Here is a 13,570-nt window from a genome sequence, read left to right on the forward strand (position 1 = left end):
CGCTTCCTCCGCTTCCTCATGGCGCGGCAATTTCCTGAACGTCATGAAATGACCAATAAAAACAACGTCATGCTGGACTTGATCCAGCATCCATACGGCATCGACGATTTCGGGTAGCGAGCCGGTTCTTTGCCGGCGGCGCAGCGGCGACGGCCCATGGATTCCGGATCAAGTCCGGAATGACCAATAAGGAAAAACCTCATGGTGAGCCTGTCGAACCATGTCGGCTCTGATCCTTCGACGAGCGCGGGATAAGGATGGATCGCCCGAACGGGCGGCGAAGTTATACAGCCACCCATGATCCTGCTTCTCCTGATCCTGCTGTTCGTCTGCATCGCCATGCCGCTGCTGTTCGCGTGGCGCATCTGGCGGCTGGACGAAAGGACGGGCACCGGCTGGATCGTCATCGTCGCCAACAGCCTGGTCTTCGTCCTGCTGATCCTGATGGTGGGGCGCTGGGACATCGCCGGCTACTACACGCGCTTCCCGCTTCTGGCGCTGCTGGCGGTCGCAACATTCCTCTCCTGGCGGCGGCATGCTGGCCGCCCGTGGCGGTCAGGGGACGGACCGCCGCTGTGGAAGAGCCATGCGGCGACCATGCTGTCGCTCGCCTTCTTCGGGTGCGCGGCTGTCTATGTCGCCGCCGGCTATTTCCCAACCGACGAGCCGCGCCCGCTTTCCTTCCCACTGGAGGACGGGCGCTTCATGGTCGCGCAGGGCGGCGGCAATCCGCTGCTGAACCACCATTCCGGCCATCCGGCCCAGGACCATGCGGCCGACATCGTCGCCATCAACGCGGCGGGATTTCGCACCGCCGGGTTCCAGCCGGACGATCCGGCGCGCTACGTGGTCTGGAACAAGCCCGTGGTCAGCCCGTGCGACGGCACGATCACCGAGGTTCGGGACGGCCTGCCGGACCTGCCGCCGCCGCAGGCCGATCCGGAGAATCCCGCCGGCAACCATGTAATCATCGCCTGCGGGGGGCTGCTGGTGGAGCTGGCGCATCTCCGGCAGGGCAGCGTCGAGGTCGCGGCCGGCGATATTGTCGAGGCGGGGCAGCGGATCGGCGCGGTCGGCAATTCGGGCAACACCACCGAACCGCACCTGCATATCCACGCCGTCGACGCGGCCACCGGCGAAGCAGTACCGATCAGCTTCGGCGGCGCGATCCCCGTGCGCAACCGGACCTTCAGCCGGTAGCGCCTGCCTCCTCCACGCCGCACCAGCCGGCGGCGAAGAGGGCGATTGTCTTGGTCACCCGGCGGATCGAGGACAGGCTCACCCTCTCGTCAATGCCGTGGATATTCTCCGCCACCGGCCCGTAAACCAGAGCCGGCATTCCGGCATGGAGGGCGAAGAGGGCGGCGTCGAGATAGCAGGGCATGACATAGGCGTCGGGCGACGCGCCATGCGCCTGCCCGTGAGCCTCCCGGAACAGCCGTTCGGCGTCCGATGCGGGGTCGAGGCGGTAGCCGCCCTGCATGACGCCGATCCAGTCGATTTTCGGTTCGGCGGCGGCAATGCGCGGATCGCCGGCCGCGACCTCCGCCACGAAGGCTTCGAATTCCGCCGCCCGGACATAGGGATCGTCGCCGGGATAGAAGCCTATCCGCCCTTCGAACCGGCAGTCGCAGGATACCGACGCCGGCCACTCGCCGCCCGCGAACGTGCCGATATTGAGGGCGGCGGGGTTGGCGATGTCGCCGAACCCGTCATGGCGCGACCGCTCCGCGTTCCATCGCTCCTCCAACCGCCGCAGATGCGCCATCAGGCTGATGGCGGCGTCGATGGCGCTGACGCCGCTGTCGACCTCGCGCGGATGGACGGGCACGCCGCTCACGGAGATCGCGAATTTGATGACGCCGGAATTGGCCCGCACCAGCTGTTCGTCCGTCGGCTCTGGTATCAGCACGGCGTCGGCGACATGGCCGGCGGCGATCATCGCGGCCGCGCCGTTGCCCGTCACCTCCTCATCCACCACGGACTGGATCTGCACCGGCGCGGTGAGGCCAAGCCCCGCCGCCTTCAGCGCGTCGAGCGCGAAGATGTTGGCGACCAGCCCCGCCTTCATGTCGCCCGCGCCGCGCCCGTAAAGCCAGTCGCCGTCCCGCGCGGCGGCGAAGGGCGGATGCGTCCAGCGCGCGGGATCGGCCGTCGGCACCACGTCGACATGGGCGTTCAGGATGAGAGAGCGGCCCCGCGCCACGGCAGAACGCCTGTGGCCGACGACGTTGAAGGTGTCGGCATAGTCGATCGTCGCCGGAGAGAAGGCCGGATGATCGCCGAAGGCCGAGGGATCGACGACCTGCCGCTCCACCTCGTACCCTCTGGCGGCCAGTTCCTCCGCGACGATCTCCTGCACCGCCCTTTCCTGCCCGCGCAGCGACGGCGTCCGCACCAGCCGCCCCAGCAGCGCCACTGAATCCTCGAAAGCGTCGTCGACCGCCTGGAGGATGCGGTCGGCCGTCCCGGCCGGCAGCGACGGCGCGGCCGTTTCGATATCGCGAAGCCGCGTTCGGGACGATGAAGACATGGCCGGTTCCCTGATGATCGAATCCAGGAAGGAGATCACATCGGCTGGGCCCGCCGCGTCAATGACGAACCGGGGCCCGTCCCGTCCGGGACGGACCCCTTCGCGATGGTTACTGCAATTCGGTGAACTCGCCGTCGCGCCATTCGTACATCACATAGGCCGGCTGGGTGATGTCGCCCTTCTCGTCGAACGACCGTTCGCCGACCACGGTCTGGAAGGTGTTGTTGTTAAGTGCCTCGATGACGGCGTCCACATCCGTTGAGCCCGCGATCTCGACCGCCTGAGCGTAGGTCTGGATCGCGGCGTAGGTGTGCAGCGCGAAGCCATCGGGTTCAAACCCGCTTTCGCGCATCCGCTCCACGACCTCGGCCGCGTCGGGGCTGTTGCGCGGGTCGGGCGCGAAGGTGAACAGCGTCCCGGCGCCCAGATCGCCGGTGATCGACCAGAATTCGTCATTCGCCAGCCCGTCGGCGCCGACGATGATCGTGTCCATGTCCTGGCCGCGAAGCTGGCGGGCGATCAGCCCAGCCTCCGTGTGGTAGCCGCCATAATATAGTATGTCGACATTCTCCGCCTTCAGGCGGGTGACGAGCGCGGAATAGTCGCTTTCCCCGGCGGTGATGGATTCGAACAGCACCTCCTGGATGCCCGCATCGTTCAACTGCTGCCGGACGACCTCCGCCAGGCCCTGGCCGTAGGTGCTCTTGTCGTTGACGATGGCGATCCGCGCTTCGGGGTAGTTCTCAACGATGAAGGCGGCGGAAACCGCGCCCTGCTGGTCGTCCCGGCCGGCCACGCGGAAGACGGTGTCGTAGCCGGCCTCGGTGAATTCCGGCGCGGTGGCGGTGGGGGAGATCATCAGCACGCCCTCGTCCGCATAGACGTCGCGTGCGGCGATCGACGCGCCGGAGCACAGATGCCCGGCCACGAACTCGATCCCTTCATTGATGAAACGGTTGGCGACGGAGACCGCCTGGCGCGGATCGCACTGGTCGTCGCCGAACCGGAGGACGACCTCCTCACCCAGCAGGCCGCCGGCGGCGTTGATGTCGGCCACCGCCTGTTCGGCCCCGCGCTGCTCCTGGATGCCGAGGGAGGCGAGCGGGCCGGTGATCGCGCCGGCGGAGCCGATGACGATCTCCGCCTGCGCGGGAAGGGCGCCGCAGGCAAGGACGATGGGAAGGGCCAGAAGCAACCGTGGCGTCATTGTCTTCATTTGGGGGATCTTTCTCTTTCCGTCATGGTCGGCGGTCACACGGGGCGCAAGGCCGGTCCGCCATCGTTCGTTTGTCGAAAATTCTGCCATGCCCGAGGCAATCCGCTGAACCGGAATTTCCCGGGCGGCGAAGCGTCCGGAATATAAGGGATGCCTCAAGGAACCGGCCATTCGGATGATTGCGGGCCGGACCTTTTGCCGCAGGGGATCATGCCCTGCCTAGGAGGTCCAGCGTTCGACGGTCCCGCGCCCCATCGTAGAATAGGCTCAACGCCTTCTCGAACAGCGCCTTGTCGGCCGGGTCGCTCGCGGCTTCCGCGAACAGGGTGAGGGACGACCGGAATTTAAGGTCGTCGGGACTTCCCAGCATATCCGTCGCCGATTGGCCCTCGTGGCGCAGCGTCAATTCCACGTCTTGCCGCAGCCGGTCGCCCAGCGTCGGGTCGGCCAGATAGCGTCTGGCCTGATCCAGGTCGCGGATGGCATAGCGGCGGGCCATGGCGCTGTGGCCGAGCCCCTCGAGCTGCGGAAAGACGAACCACATCCAATGGCTGCGCTTGCGCCCGGCCGCCAGTTCCTCCCGCGCCCGCTCGCGCGTACCGTCCTGCGCCTCGACGAAGCGGATGAGATCGGGGTCCGTCATGGCCCTACTCTCTGCCCCGCGCGACGCTTCGATCAAGCGCCCCGAGGGGAAATCACTCTTGAAGTGAAACCGTTCAGCCTTCGCCCCCGTATCCCCTCCCGACCCTGACGAACGGGTCCCGTGGAAACAGGGAGAAAATAGATGAAGACATTCGCTTCCATCGCCCTTGGCGTCACCGCCGCCAGCCTGGCTCTTTCGACACCCGCCCTGGCCGATCATCTGAGCATCGATGTCGAAGGCGCGACGATCGAGGACGGCGCCATCGTCTTTCCCGCCGTGAAGATCGACAAGGACGGCTATGTGGTGATCCACGCCGTGGAGAACGGCGAACCGGTGCTTCCCTCTTCCATCGGCCACACCGCCGTTTCCGCCGGCGACAGCGAGAACATCTCGGTCGAGGTCGAGGGCGGCGCCGAGGAAGGCACCGACTATGTGGCGATGATCCACTACGAGACGAACGACAACGGCACTTACGATTTCGGCGAAGGCATGACGGATGTCGACGGCCCCGGCACGAAGGCGGACGGCACGCCCTACGCGCTGCCCTTCCAGGTCGGCATGTAAATTGGGACGGGACGCCCGGCGTGCATCCGCGGCCGGGCGTCCTTCCTCACCGCGCCTTCAGGATATCGGTCGGCGGCTCCCTGCCGGCGAAGAAGGCCGACAGGTTCTCCAGGACGAGCCGTCCCATGGCGCGGCGGGTCTCCACCGTCGCGCTGCCCTGATGGGGGGCGAGGACGACGTTCTCCAGCGTCTGGAATTCTGGCCTGATCCTCGGTTCGCCGACGAAGACGTCCAGGCCCGCCGCCCCGATGCGGCCTTCGCGCAAAGCGTCGATCAGCGCGTCCTCGTCCACCACGCTGCCCCGTGAGACGTTGACCAGCACCCCCTCTGGCCCCAGCGCGTCCAGGACCGCGCCATCCACCATGTTCCGGGTCGCCGCCGTGCCGGCGACGCACACCGCCAGGATGTCGCTTTCGCGCGCCAGTTCCGCCGGCGTCGCCGCCTTCCTCCAGGCGAACCCTTCCAGCGGCGAGCGGTTGTAGAAGCCGACATTCATCCCGAAGGCCTCACCCCGCAGCGCCAGCGCCCGTCCGATCTGGCCGAGGCCTAAGATGCCGAGGCGCTTCCCCTTCAGGCTCGTCCCCAGCGGCAGGCTGCCGCCTTCCGCCCAGCCGCCGGAACGGACCAGCCGATCGCCGTTGGTGACCTGACGCAGCACGGCGAGGATCAGCGCCATGCCGATATCGGCCACGTCGTCCGTCAGCACACCCGGCGTCGTCGTGACGCTGATGCCCCGCGCCCTCGCCTTCTCCAGATTCACCCGGTCGGTGCCGACGCCGTTGACCGCGATGACGCCGAGCGAAGGCAGCCGGTCGATCCATTCATTGTCCAGCCCCGCACCGCCGCCGGTCACGACCGCGCGGATCTGTCCGGCGATCTCGTCGATCCGCCTTGCGTCCTTCGGCTCGAACAGACGATGCACCCGGTAGGCCGCGTCGAGATCGGTCTCGATCTCCGGCATCATCGGTTCGACGAGAATGATGTCTGGCTTCACTTCGCGTTTCCTGAATTGCGGGCGGGATCAATGGGCAATCTGACCGAGGAAGGTCCGCGTCCGTTCGTGGCCGGGGTTTTCGAAGAAGGTCTCTGGCGGCGCGACCTCCACGATCTCGCCCTCGTCCATGAAGATGACGCGGTCGGCGACGCCGCGCGCGAAGCCCATTTCATGGGTCACGCAGATCATCGTCATGCCTTCCTGGGCAAGGTCGATCATTGTGTCCAGCACCTCCTTGACCATTTCGGGATCGAGGGCGGAGGTCGGTTCGTCGAACAGCATCAGCCGGGGGTTCATGCAGAGCGCGCGGGCGATCGCCACGCGCTGCTGCTGGCCGCCGGAAAGCTGGGCCGGGTACTTCTCCGCCTGTTCGGGGATGCGCACCCGCTCCAGATATTTCCGCGCCGTCGCCTCGGCCTCCGCCCTGGCGACGCCGCGGACCTTCATCGGCGCCAGCGTGCAGTTCTGAAGCACGGTCATGTGCGGGAACAGGTTGAACTGCTGGAACACCATGCCGACCTCCTGCCGGATGGCGTCGATGTTCCCGCCCCCGGCGGTGAGTTCGATCCCGTCCACGAAGATCCTGCCCTGCTGGATCGCCTCAAGCTGGTTGAGGCAGCGGATCAGTGTGGATTTGCCCGATCCCGACGGCCCGCAGATGACGATGCGCTCGCCATTGCGGACCTCCAGGTCGATATCCTTCAGCGCATGGAAGTCGCCGTACCATTTGCCGACGCCTTCCATCCTGACCGCCAGGTCGGATTCCTGCCGCAGGGCGGCAGGATCCTTCGTTCCGGAACGTTCGGCCATGTCTATTGCGCGGAAGCCTGGGTGACGAAATCCGGCAGGGGCGCGTCCAGCCACTTCTCATGGATGGCGGTCAGCTCCCCGCTTTCCTTCACCCGGCCCAGGAAATCGTCGATATAGGCGCGAAGTTCGTCTGACCCCGGACGAACCGCGATGCCCTGCACCTGCTGGTTGAGGTCGAACTTGGTGTCGAAGCGGTCGGGCGCCACCTGCTCAAGCTGCGCGATGACGGTGTTCGACGCGCCGATCAGTTCGACCTGGCCGGAGAGGAGCGCCTGCACCGCCGAGGCGTCGTCGTCGAAGCGCTGAATGTTGGCGTCCTCCGGCGCGATCTCCGTGATCGCCACATCCTGGGTGCTGGCGCGGGCGACGCCGATGGTCCTGCCGGAAAGATCCGCGGCGTCCGCGATCTCAAGGTCTTCCTGTCCGTAGACGGAGATCTTGATGCCGGCGTAGGGCTCAGAATAATCGACCTTCTCGTCCCGTTCCGGCGTGATGCCGAGCGAGGCGACCAGCAGGTCGACCCGGCCGCTCAGGAGATAGGGGATGCGGTTGGGGCCGGTGACCGGCACCAGATTGACCGATACGCCCATATCCTCGGCCAGCAGCTTCGCCACGTCGGCGTCGTAGCCGTCGGGCTCGCCTTCGGTGTTGATGATGCCGAAGGGCGGGAAATCGACCAGCATGCCGATATTGATCTCCCCCCGCTCCTTGATCTCCTCCGGCGTCTGGGCCTGGGCGGCGGCGACGCCCGCGAGGAGGCCGACCCCGGCCAGCAGCGATATCGCGTTCTTCATGATCCTCATGACATTTCCTTCCCTTGTCAGCGATTGCCGGCGAAGCGCCGGGAGACACTCCCCTCAGCGTTGCCCCCCTCAGCGGTGGGCGGCCTTGGAGAATCGGCGTTCCATGTGTCTGGCAAGCAGCGACAGCGGCCAGCACATGATGAAATAGAGGGCCGCCACGATGGTGAAGACGGTGAACGGCTCGAAGGTCGCGTTGTTGATGATCTGGCCGGCGCGCGTCGTCTCCGTGAAGCCGATGATGGAGGCGAGCGACGTGCCCTTGATGAGCTGGACCAGGAAGCCGACGGTCGGCGCGACCGCGATGCGGGCCGCCTGCGGCAGGACGACGTAGCGCATCCGGTCGTAATAGCCGATGCCCAGCGCCCAGGAGGCCTCCGACTGCCCCTTGGGCACCGCCTCTATGCAGCCACGCCAGATTTCCCCGAGGAAGGCGCTGGCATGGAGCGTGAGCGCGACGGCCGCCGCGATCCAGGGATTGATCTGGATGCCGAAGATGTTGATGCCGAAGAAGACCAGGAAGAGCTGCATCAGCAACGGCGTGCCCTGGAAGACCCTGATAAAGCCCAGCGCGATCGACCTTGGGACCTTCCTCTGCGACTCCCGCGCCAGCGCGACGATGAGCCCGCCCAGCGCCCCTCCGGCGAAGGCGATCGCGGCCAGCGCCAGCGTCCACTGGACGGCGGAGAGGATGAACAGGAATTCGTTGATGCCGAACGGGCGGATCATGGGCGGCCTCCCTACCGGCTCATCGGATATTTGAAGGCGGCGCGGTAGATGGCGGAGAACAGGCCGGAGAAGCCGATCGACATCACGAAATACATCACGGTGATGACCAGATAGACCTCGAACGCGGCGAAGGTCAGCGACTGGATGTTGTTGCCCGCGGCCGTCAGATCGTCAGCCGAGATCGCGGAGACGACGCTGGAGGTCAGCATCAGATAGATGAACTGGCTGGTCAGCGCCGGATAGATCGTGCGCAGCGCCGGCTTGATGATGATGTAGCGGAAGATCTGGTGGCGCTTCAACCCGAGCGCGAGCCCCGCTTCGACCTGCCCCTTCTGGATCGATTCGATGCCGGCGCGGATGATCTCCGTCGCATAGGCGCCGACATTGACCACCAGCGCCAGCAGGGCCGCGCTGTTCGGCGATAGTCGGATACCCAGTGCCGGCAGGCCGAAGAAGATGAAGAATATCTGGACGAGGAAGGGCGTGTTCCGGATCAGCTCCACATAAGCGCCGACCGCCCATCTTACCGGCCTGGGTCCGGAAGTCTTGCCCCAGGCGCAGAGCACCGACACCGCCAGCCCCAGCGCCATGGCGGTGAAGGAGAGCTGGATCGTCAGCCACGCCCCCCGCAGGAGCATGTCCAGCGAGTCGAACACAGGAGCGAAGTTGAAGTCGTACTGCATTGCGCCTCCCGACCCCGCAGCCGACGCGCGAAGGATCTGCGGCGGGTGGATTTAGATCGATCTAAACGGAGTTTGCCGCCCACGTCAACCGACCGTCGCCTGCCGGCTTCAATCAGGTCCGGTCCGAAGAGGTTCCGCGAGGGGCCCCCGAGGACTGGCGCACCACGAGTTCCGTCGGCTCGACCAGGCGGCCATCCTCCTTCGCGGGATCGTCGAGCCGGCCGAGGAGGAGCTTGGCCGCGGCGCGGCCGACGGCGAAGGGGCGCGTGGAGACGGAGGTCAGCGTCGGACGGGCGAGGATACCTTCCGGCACATTGTCGAATCCGACCACGGAAAATCCGACCCCCGCCTCCACGCCACGATCGTGAAGGCCGCGCAGCAGGCCAAGCGCGACGACATCGTTGAAGCAGAGCGCCGCCGAAGGCGGATCGGGCCATTCCAGCAGCCTCTCCGCCGTCGCCATCCCCTCCGCATGAGTCAGCGGTATGGTGAGGATGAGGTCGGCCGGCAGGCCATGGGCCTCCATCGACGTCCGGAATCCCTCCAGCCGCTCCTGATAGGCGGAATGGACCCGGTTCCCGCTGACGAACCCGATCCGCCGGTGGCCGAGGCCGATCAGATAGTCCGCCGCGCCGCGCATCCCGCCGAAATAATCAATGCCGGAATAGTCGCCTTGCGTCGCGGACACGTAGCGCAGCGCCTGGACGAGGGGCAGCCCCCATTCCGACGCCCGCTCCAGAAGGTCGATACCGGATTCCGCCGCGGGGCAGATGATCAACCCATCCACCCCATGTTCCCGCATCCGCCGGATGATGGCCTTCTGCTTTTCCAGCGATTCCCGCGTATTGGCGAAGATGACCCCCATCTCCGCCTCGTCCAGCGTCGCCTCGATCCCTGCCAGCATTTCGGCGAAGAAGGGGTTGGAGAGGCTGGGGATGACGACGCCGACCGTTCGGCTGCGCGCCGCGCGCATCCTGGCCGCGCCCAGATTGTAGACATAGCCTACCCTGGCCATCGCCGCCTCGACGCGCTTCCGCGTCTCCGTCCCCACCAGCGGGCTCTTGCGAAGGACGAGCGACGCCGTCGCCCTGGAAACCTCCGCCTCCCTGGCGACATCCAGAAGCGTCGCGCGCCGGCCCGATGTGATCCGCGAATTCATGCGGAGACGATATTAGATCGATCTAAATTTGCCAAGCCGCCTCACGTCGGAACGCCATGCGCGCACTATCGCTGTTCCACGGCATCTCCGGCGGCGGGAGAAGAAGAAGGCGACCGCTGCGCCTCGATGAAGATTCGGGTGATGTCGGGGAAGCGGTCCTTGATGCGCCGCTCCAGCGCCGAGACGGTGCTTTCCACCTCCGCTGAGGACAGCCGGTCGGCGAAATCCAGACTGACATTCAGCAGCACGTCATGCGGACCGAAATGCATGGTCAGCAACTCGTTCATCCGATTGACGCCCGGCTGCTCGACCACGATCCGCTCGATCTCGGCGACCGTGGCGCGGCTCGCGCTCTCGCCGGTTAGCAATCCCTTGCATTCGTAGGCCAGCAGGGCCGCGGTGACGGCCAGTATGACGCCGATCAGGACCGAGGCGACACCGTCCAGCATCGGCAGGTCCAGAAGCTGGCTGAGCAGGATTCCGACGAAGGCGACGATCAGGCCGAGCATCGCCGCGGTATCCTCGAACAGAACGGTGAAGAGCGTCGGATCCTTGCTGAGCCGCACCGCCTGAAAATAGCTGAGGTCGCCCTTGGTCCTGCGAAACTCCCGAAAGGCGATCGACCAGGCGATCGCCTCGAAGATCATCGCCAGTGCCAGGACGATGTAGTTGATATAGGGGCTGGTGATCGGGTGCGGGGCGCGCAGCTTGGCGATGCCCTCGTAGATCGACACCCCGGCGCCAACGCCGAAGATCAGGATCGCCACGACGAACGCCCAGAAATAGAGTTCGATGCCGTAGCCGAAGGGATGCCGCTTGTCGGCCGGCCGGGCGGCGCGCTTCATGCCGTAGAGCAGCAGCCCTTGATTGCCGGTATCGACGACCGAGTGGATTGCCTCGCTCAGCATCGCCGAACTGCCGGTATAGGCGGCGGCGGCGAACTTTGTTACGGCAATCAGCGCGTTGCCAAACAGCGCCGCAAAGATGACCTTGCGTGATCCGCCAGCCGCCATGATCCGTTCATCTCCCCTCAATCGTTCGGAGACGTGGCCGACATGCTTGCATCGCGGGACGGCCGATGCAACGCCCCGGCGTTCGGCTGCGGCCGGCGCATCTCAAGGGGCGTGAGCCCGCAGTTCGTCGACGAGGACGCGGACGTTCTCGCTGTAGTCGATCGGGGCGGTGACAAGGTGGACGCCGCCCTCCGTGAAGGCGGCCTCCAATGTCGGGGCCAGAGCGTCGGTGCGTTCGATCCGCCAGCCCTTGGTCCCATAGGATTCCGCGTATTTGACGAAGTCCGGATTCCCGAAGGTCAGTCCCCAGTCGGCGAAGCCGTCGACGCCCTGCTTCCAGCGGATCATGCCGTAAGCGCCGTCGTCCAGGATGAGCACGACCAGGTTCAGGCCCAGCCGCACCGCCGTCTCCATCTCCTGGGAATTCATCATGAACCCGCCATCGCCGCAGATTGCGAGCACCCGCCGCCCAGGATGCAGCATCGCCGCCATCATCGCCGACGGCAGCCCGGCGCCCATGGTGGCGAGCGCGTTATCGAGCAAAAGCGTATTGGCGACATGCGTGCGGTAGTTGCGGGCAAACCAGATCTTGTACATGCCGTTATCCAGCGCGACGATGCCGTCCTCGGGCATGACTTGGCGGACGTCATGGACGATGCGCTGCGGTGTGGGCGGGAAGCGTTCTTCGGTCGCGCGGTCCGCCACATGGGCGAGAATGCCTTCCCTGAGCGGCAGCAGGGCAGCGGCGTTGGTCAGTTTGCCTTCAAGCCGGCCGGCCAGCAGTTCCAGGCTGGGGCCGATATCGCCGATCACCTCGGCATGCGGGAAGAAGACCTGCTCCACAGTGGCTGGGGCATAGCCGATATGGATGACCTTCTGCCCGTCCTCCTCCATGATGAAAGGTGGCTTCTCCACCGTGTCGTGCCCGATCGCAATGATCAGGTCGGCCCGTTCGATCGCGTCATGGACATAGTCGCGTTCGGAAAGCGCCGCTGTTCCCATATAGAGATTGGTGCCCCCGGGGATGGTCCCCTTGCCCATTTGGGTGGTGAAGAACGGGATGCCCGTGCGCCGGACGAAGCCGGTCAGCCCGACTGTGGAGCGCGGGCGGCTGGCGGCAGCGCCCAGCATGGTCAGCGGCCGTTCCGCGGCCAGGATCATCTCCGCCGCACGGTCCAGCGCCGCGTCGGTCGCCACGGGAAGTTCGATGGGATGCGGCAGCGGCAGTTGAACCTCCGCGACCGGCTCGCCCGCGACATCCTCCGGCAGTTCCAGATGGACCGGCCCGGGCCGTTCCTCGGTAGCGACCCGGAACGCGTCGCGCACGAGGGTCGGGATCGTGGCGGCGCTGACGATCTGCCGGGACAGCTTGGTCAGCGGCCTCATCGCCGCGACCACGTCGACGATCTGGAACCGCGCCTGCCGGCTGCTCATGATCCCCTTCTGCCCGGTGATCATGACCATCGGCATGGCGCCCAGATGGGCATACGCCGCGCCGGTGGCCAGGTTGAGCGCGCCGGGACCAAGCGTCGTCAGGCACACGCCGGGTTGGCCAGTCAGACGTCCGAAGGTGGCGGCCATGAACGCGGCCGATTGTTCGTGCCGCGTCACGACGAGTTCGATGCGGGAGGTGCGAAGCGCCTCGACCACATCGAGATTCTCCTCGCCCGGAACGCCGAATATCCGCTCGACCCCCTCATTCTCAAGACAGCGGATCAGCAGTTCGGCGGCATTCATGGGGGTTCTCCGTTTTCTTGCAGGCTGACGGTTGCCGATGACCCGGCGGCCGTCCGGAGAAAGTGTCACTCATCGACGAGCATGTTCAAGGGCGGGAAACACGATGATCCAGCGTTTCGACGATCCCCTCGATGACGATCAGGAATTCATCGAATATCTCCGCCGCTCCGATATGCGCGGAAATCGGGCGCGCCTTGCGAAGGGCCTGAAGCGCTTCCGCGATCTGCCGGCAGGACGCCTCGATCCCGTCAACGGAGGTCAGAAAGATGTCGCTATCATCATCGGCCGAAACGACGTCATGCCAGGCAGCGAGGCGGCCTGCATGATCGATGACCCGCTCAATATGGGCGGACAGAGTATCGACGAGGCGGTTCTGGTCCGATGATGTCGTCAGGGTATTGGCGAGACGCCGGATGTCGTCACGTTCCCGCGCAATCTCGCGGGCCGCATCCTTCAGCCGGCCGCCATCGAAGGCCATATCGCCGGTAAGGAAAAGGCCGTTTCCAGACGCCATCTTGCCGAATCTCGTCGATAATTCGGATGCCCCTAAAATTGGATTATAGCACGGCGAAGATGCACCGGCCATGCCTCCACCCTTTACAGTAGTGGACACGGGAGCGTCTGGGAGCGGTATCGAGGGTTGAATCAGTGAACCTGCGCGACGAGTTCCAGCCTCTTTCGGGCCGGCT

At 65.7% G+C, this 13,570-nt stretch carries 15 protein-coding genes; 2 read left to right on the forward strand and 13 right to left on the reverse strand.

All coding sequences use genetic code 11. The features are described 5' to 3' along the window. Positions 1 to 41: 41 nt before the first annotated feature. Entirely contained in the window at positions 42 to 299 is a 258-nt protein-coding gene (locus tag AAFN89_RS09115) for a hypothetical protein (RefSeq protein ID WP_347538240.1), read from the reverse strand. Between AAFN89_RS09115 and AAFN89_RS09120 the strand changes: the two genes are divergently transcribed. Further along, positions 298 to 1,200, forward strand: coding sequence for a M23 family metallopeptidase (locus tag AAFN89_RS09120; RefSeq protein WP_347538242.1), 903 nt, complete (start codon positions 298 to 300; stop codon positions 1,198 to 1,200). The two genes, AAFN89_RS09115 and AAFN89_RS09120, sit on opposite strands and share 2 nt — an antisense overlap. On the opposite strand, the gene AAFN89_RS09125 is transcribed toward AAFN89_RS09120, so the two are convergent. From AAFN89_RS09125 to AAFN89_RS09135, 3 genes are all read right to left on the reverse strand, one after another. Further along, entirely contained in the window at positions 1,190 to 2,533 is a 1,344-nt protein-coding gene (locus AAFN89_RS09125; protein ID WP_347538244.1) for an ArgE/DapE family deacylase, read from the reverse strand. The genes AAFN89_RS09120 and AAFN89_RS09125 overlap by 11 nt on opposite strands. A gap of 109 nt (positions 2,534 to 2,642) precedes the next feature. Then, positions 2,643 to 3,749 (reverse strand): branched-chain amino acid ABC transporter substrate-binding protein, encoded by a 1,107-nt coding sequence (locus AAFN89_RS09130; RefSeq protein ID WP_347538246.1) that lies wholly within the window; start codon positions 3,747 to 3,749, stop codon positions 2,643 to 2,645. A 208-nt stretch (positions 3,750 to 3,957) separates the two neighbouring features. After that, positions 3,958 to 4,392, reverse strand: coding sequence for a DUF1810 domain-containing protein (locus AAFN89_RS09135; protein WP_347538249.1), 435 nt, complete (start codon positions 4,390 to 4,392; stop codon positions 3,958 to 3,960). Positions 4,393 to 4,533: 141 nt separating this feature from the next. Here AAFN89_RS09135 and AAFN89_RS09140 point away from each other — a divergent pair, with 141 nt between their 5' ends. After that, the gene (locus AAFN89_RS09140; protein WP_347538251.1) at positions 4,534 to 4,956 is read left to right on the forward strand and encodes a hypothetical protein; all 423 of its coding nucleotides are present in this window, start codon (positions 4,534 to 4,536) and stop codon (positions 4,954 to 4,956) included. A 46-nt stretch (positions 4,957 to 5,002) separates the two neighbouring features. Here AAFN89_RS09140 and AAFN89_RS09145 read toward each other — a convergent pair whose 3' ends face one another. The 9 genes from AAFN89_RS09145 to AAFN89_RS09185 form a co-directional block, all read right to left on the reverse strand. Next, positions 5,003 to 5,950, reverse strand: a complete 948-nt coding sequence (locus tag AAFN89_RS09145) for a 2-hydroxyacid dehydrogenase (RefSeq protein WP_347538254.1) — start codon at positions 5,948 to 5,950, stop codon at positions 5,003 to 5,005. A 27-nt stretch (positions 5,951 to 5,977) separates the two neighbouring features. Then, positions 5,978 to 6,760, reverse strand: coding sequence for an amino acid ABC transporter ATP-binding protein (locus AAFN89_RS09150; protein WP_347538256.1), 783 nt, complete (start codon positions 6,758 to 6,760; stop codon positions 5,978 to 5,980). Between the two features lie 2 nt (positions 6,761 to 6,762). Continuing rightward, positions 6,763 to 7,563, reverse strand: a complete 801-nt coding sequence (locus tag AAFN89_RS09155) for a transporter substrate-binding domain-containing protein (protein WP_347538258.1) — start codon at positions 7,561 to 7,563, stop codon at positions 6,763 to 6,765. A 69-nt stretch (positions 7,564 to 7,632) separates the two neighbouring features. Continuing rightward, positions 7,633 to 8,289, reverse strand: a complete 657-nt coding sequence (locus AAFN89_RS09160; protein WP_347538260.1) for an amino acid ABC transporter permease — start codon at positions 8,287 to 8,289, stop codon at positions 7,633 to 7,635. Positions 8,290 to 8,300: 11 nt separating this feature from the next. Beyond that, positions 8,301 to 8,972, reverse strand: a complete 672-nt coding sequence (locus tag AAFN89_RS09165) for an amino acid ABC transporter permease (RefSeq protein WP_347538262.1) — start codon at positions 8,970 to 8,972, stop codon at positions 8,301 to 8,303. Between the two features lie 112 nt (positions 8,973 to 9,084). After that, positions 9,085 to 10,131, reverse strand: coding sequence for a LacI family DNA-binding transcriptional regulator (locus AAFN89_RS09170; protein WP_347538264.1), 1,047 nt, complete (start codon positions 10,129 to 10,131; stop codon positions 9,085 to 9,087). Positions 10,132 to 10,196: 65 nt separating this feature from the next. Then, the gene (locus tag AAFN89_RS09175) at positions 10,197 to 11,144 is read right to left on the reverse strand and encodes a cation diffusion facilitator family transporter (protein ID WP_347538266.1); all 948 of its coding nucleotides are present in this window, start codon (positions 11,142 to 11,144) and stop codon (positions 10,197 to 10,199) included. A gap of 102 nt (positions 11,145 to 11,246) precedes the next feature. Continuing rightward, positions 11,247 to 12,881, reverse strand: a complete 1,635-nt coding sequence (locus AAFN89_RS09180) for an acetolactate synthase large subunit (RefSeq protein ID WP_347538268.1) — start codon at positions 12,879 to 12,881, stop codon at positions 11,247 to 11,249. 85 nt (positions 12,882 to 12,966) lie between these two features. Next, complete coding sequence (locus AAFN89_RS09185) at positions 12,967 to 13,467, reverse strand: hypothetical protein (RefSeq protein WP_347538270.1); 501 nt, start codon at positions 13,465 to 13,467, stop codon at positions 12,967 to 12,969. Positions 13,468 to 13,570 lie beyond the last annotated feature (103 nt).

Source organism: Inquilinus sp. CAU 1745 (assembly GCF_039839375.1).
Taxonomy (GTDB): Bacteria; Pseudomonadota; Alphaproteobacteria; order DSM-16000; family Inquilinaceae; genus JBDOQU01.

Coding starts and splice junctions, on each gene's coding strand:
- AAFN89_RS09120 (WP_347538242.1), top strand. CDS start 298: ATGATCCTGCTTCTCCTGATCCTGCTGTTCGTCTGCATCGCCATGCCG.
- AAFN89_RS09115 (WP_347538240.1), bottom strand. CDS start 299: ATGGGTGGCTGTATAACTTCGCCGCCCGTTCGGGCGATCCATCCTTAT.
- AAFN89_RS09125 (WP_347538244.1), bottom strand. CDS start 2,533: ATGTCTTCATCGTCCCGAACGCGGCTTCGCGATATCGAAACGGCCGCG.
- AAFN89_RS09130 (WP_347538246.1), bottom strand. CDS start 3,749: ATGAAGACAATGACGCCACGGTTGCTTCTGGCCCTTCCCATCGTCCTT.
- AAFN89_RS09135 (WP_347538249.1), bottom strand. CDS start 4,392: ATGACGGACCCCGATCTCATCCGCTTCGTCGAGGCGCAGGACGGTACG.
- AAFN89_RS09140 (WP_347538251.1), top strand. CDS start 4,534: ATGAAGACATTCGCTTCCATCGCCCTTGGCGTCACCGCCGCCAGCCTG.
- AAFN89_RS09150 (WP_347538256.1), bottom strand. CDS start 6,760: ATGGCCGAACGTTCCGGAACGAAGGATCCTGCCGCCCTGCGGCAGGAA.
- AAFN89_RS09155 (WP_347538258.1), bottom strand. CDS start 7,563: ATGAGGATCATGAAGAACGCGATATCGCTGCTGGCCGGGGTCGGCCTC.
- AAFN89_RS09160 (WP_347538260.1), bottom strand. CDS start 8,289: ATGATCCGCCCGTTCGGCATCAACGAATTCCTGTTCATCCTCTCCGCC.
- AAFN89_RS09165 (WP_347538262.1), bottom strand. CDS start 8,972: ATGCAGTACGACTTCAACTTCGCTCCTGTGTTCGACTCGCTGGACATG.
- AAFN89_RS09170 (WP_347538264.1), bottom strand. CDS start 10,131: ATGAATTCGCGGATCACATCGGGCCGGCGCGCGACGCTTCTGGATGTC.
- AAFN89_RS09175 (WP_347538266.1), bottom strand. CDS start 11,144: ATGGCGGCTGGCGGATCACGCAAGGTCATCTTTGCGGCGCTGTTTGGC.
- AAFN89_RS09180 (WP_347538268.1), bottom strand. CDS start 12,881: ATGAATGCCGCCGAACTGCTGATCCGCTGTCTTGAGAATGAGGGGGTC.
- AAFN89_RS09185 (WP_347538270.1), bottom strand. CDS start 13,467: ATGGCCGGTGCATCTTCGCCGTGCTATAATCCAATTTTAGGGGCATCC.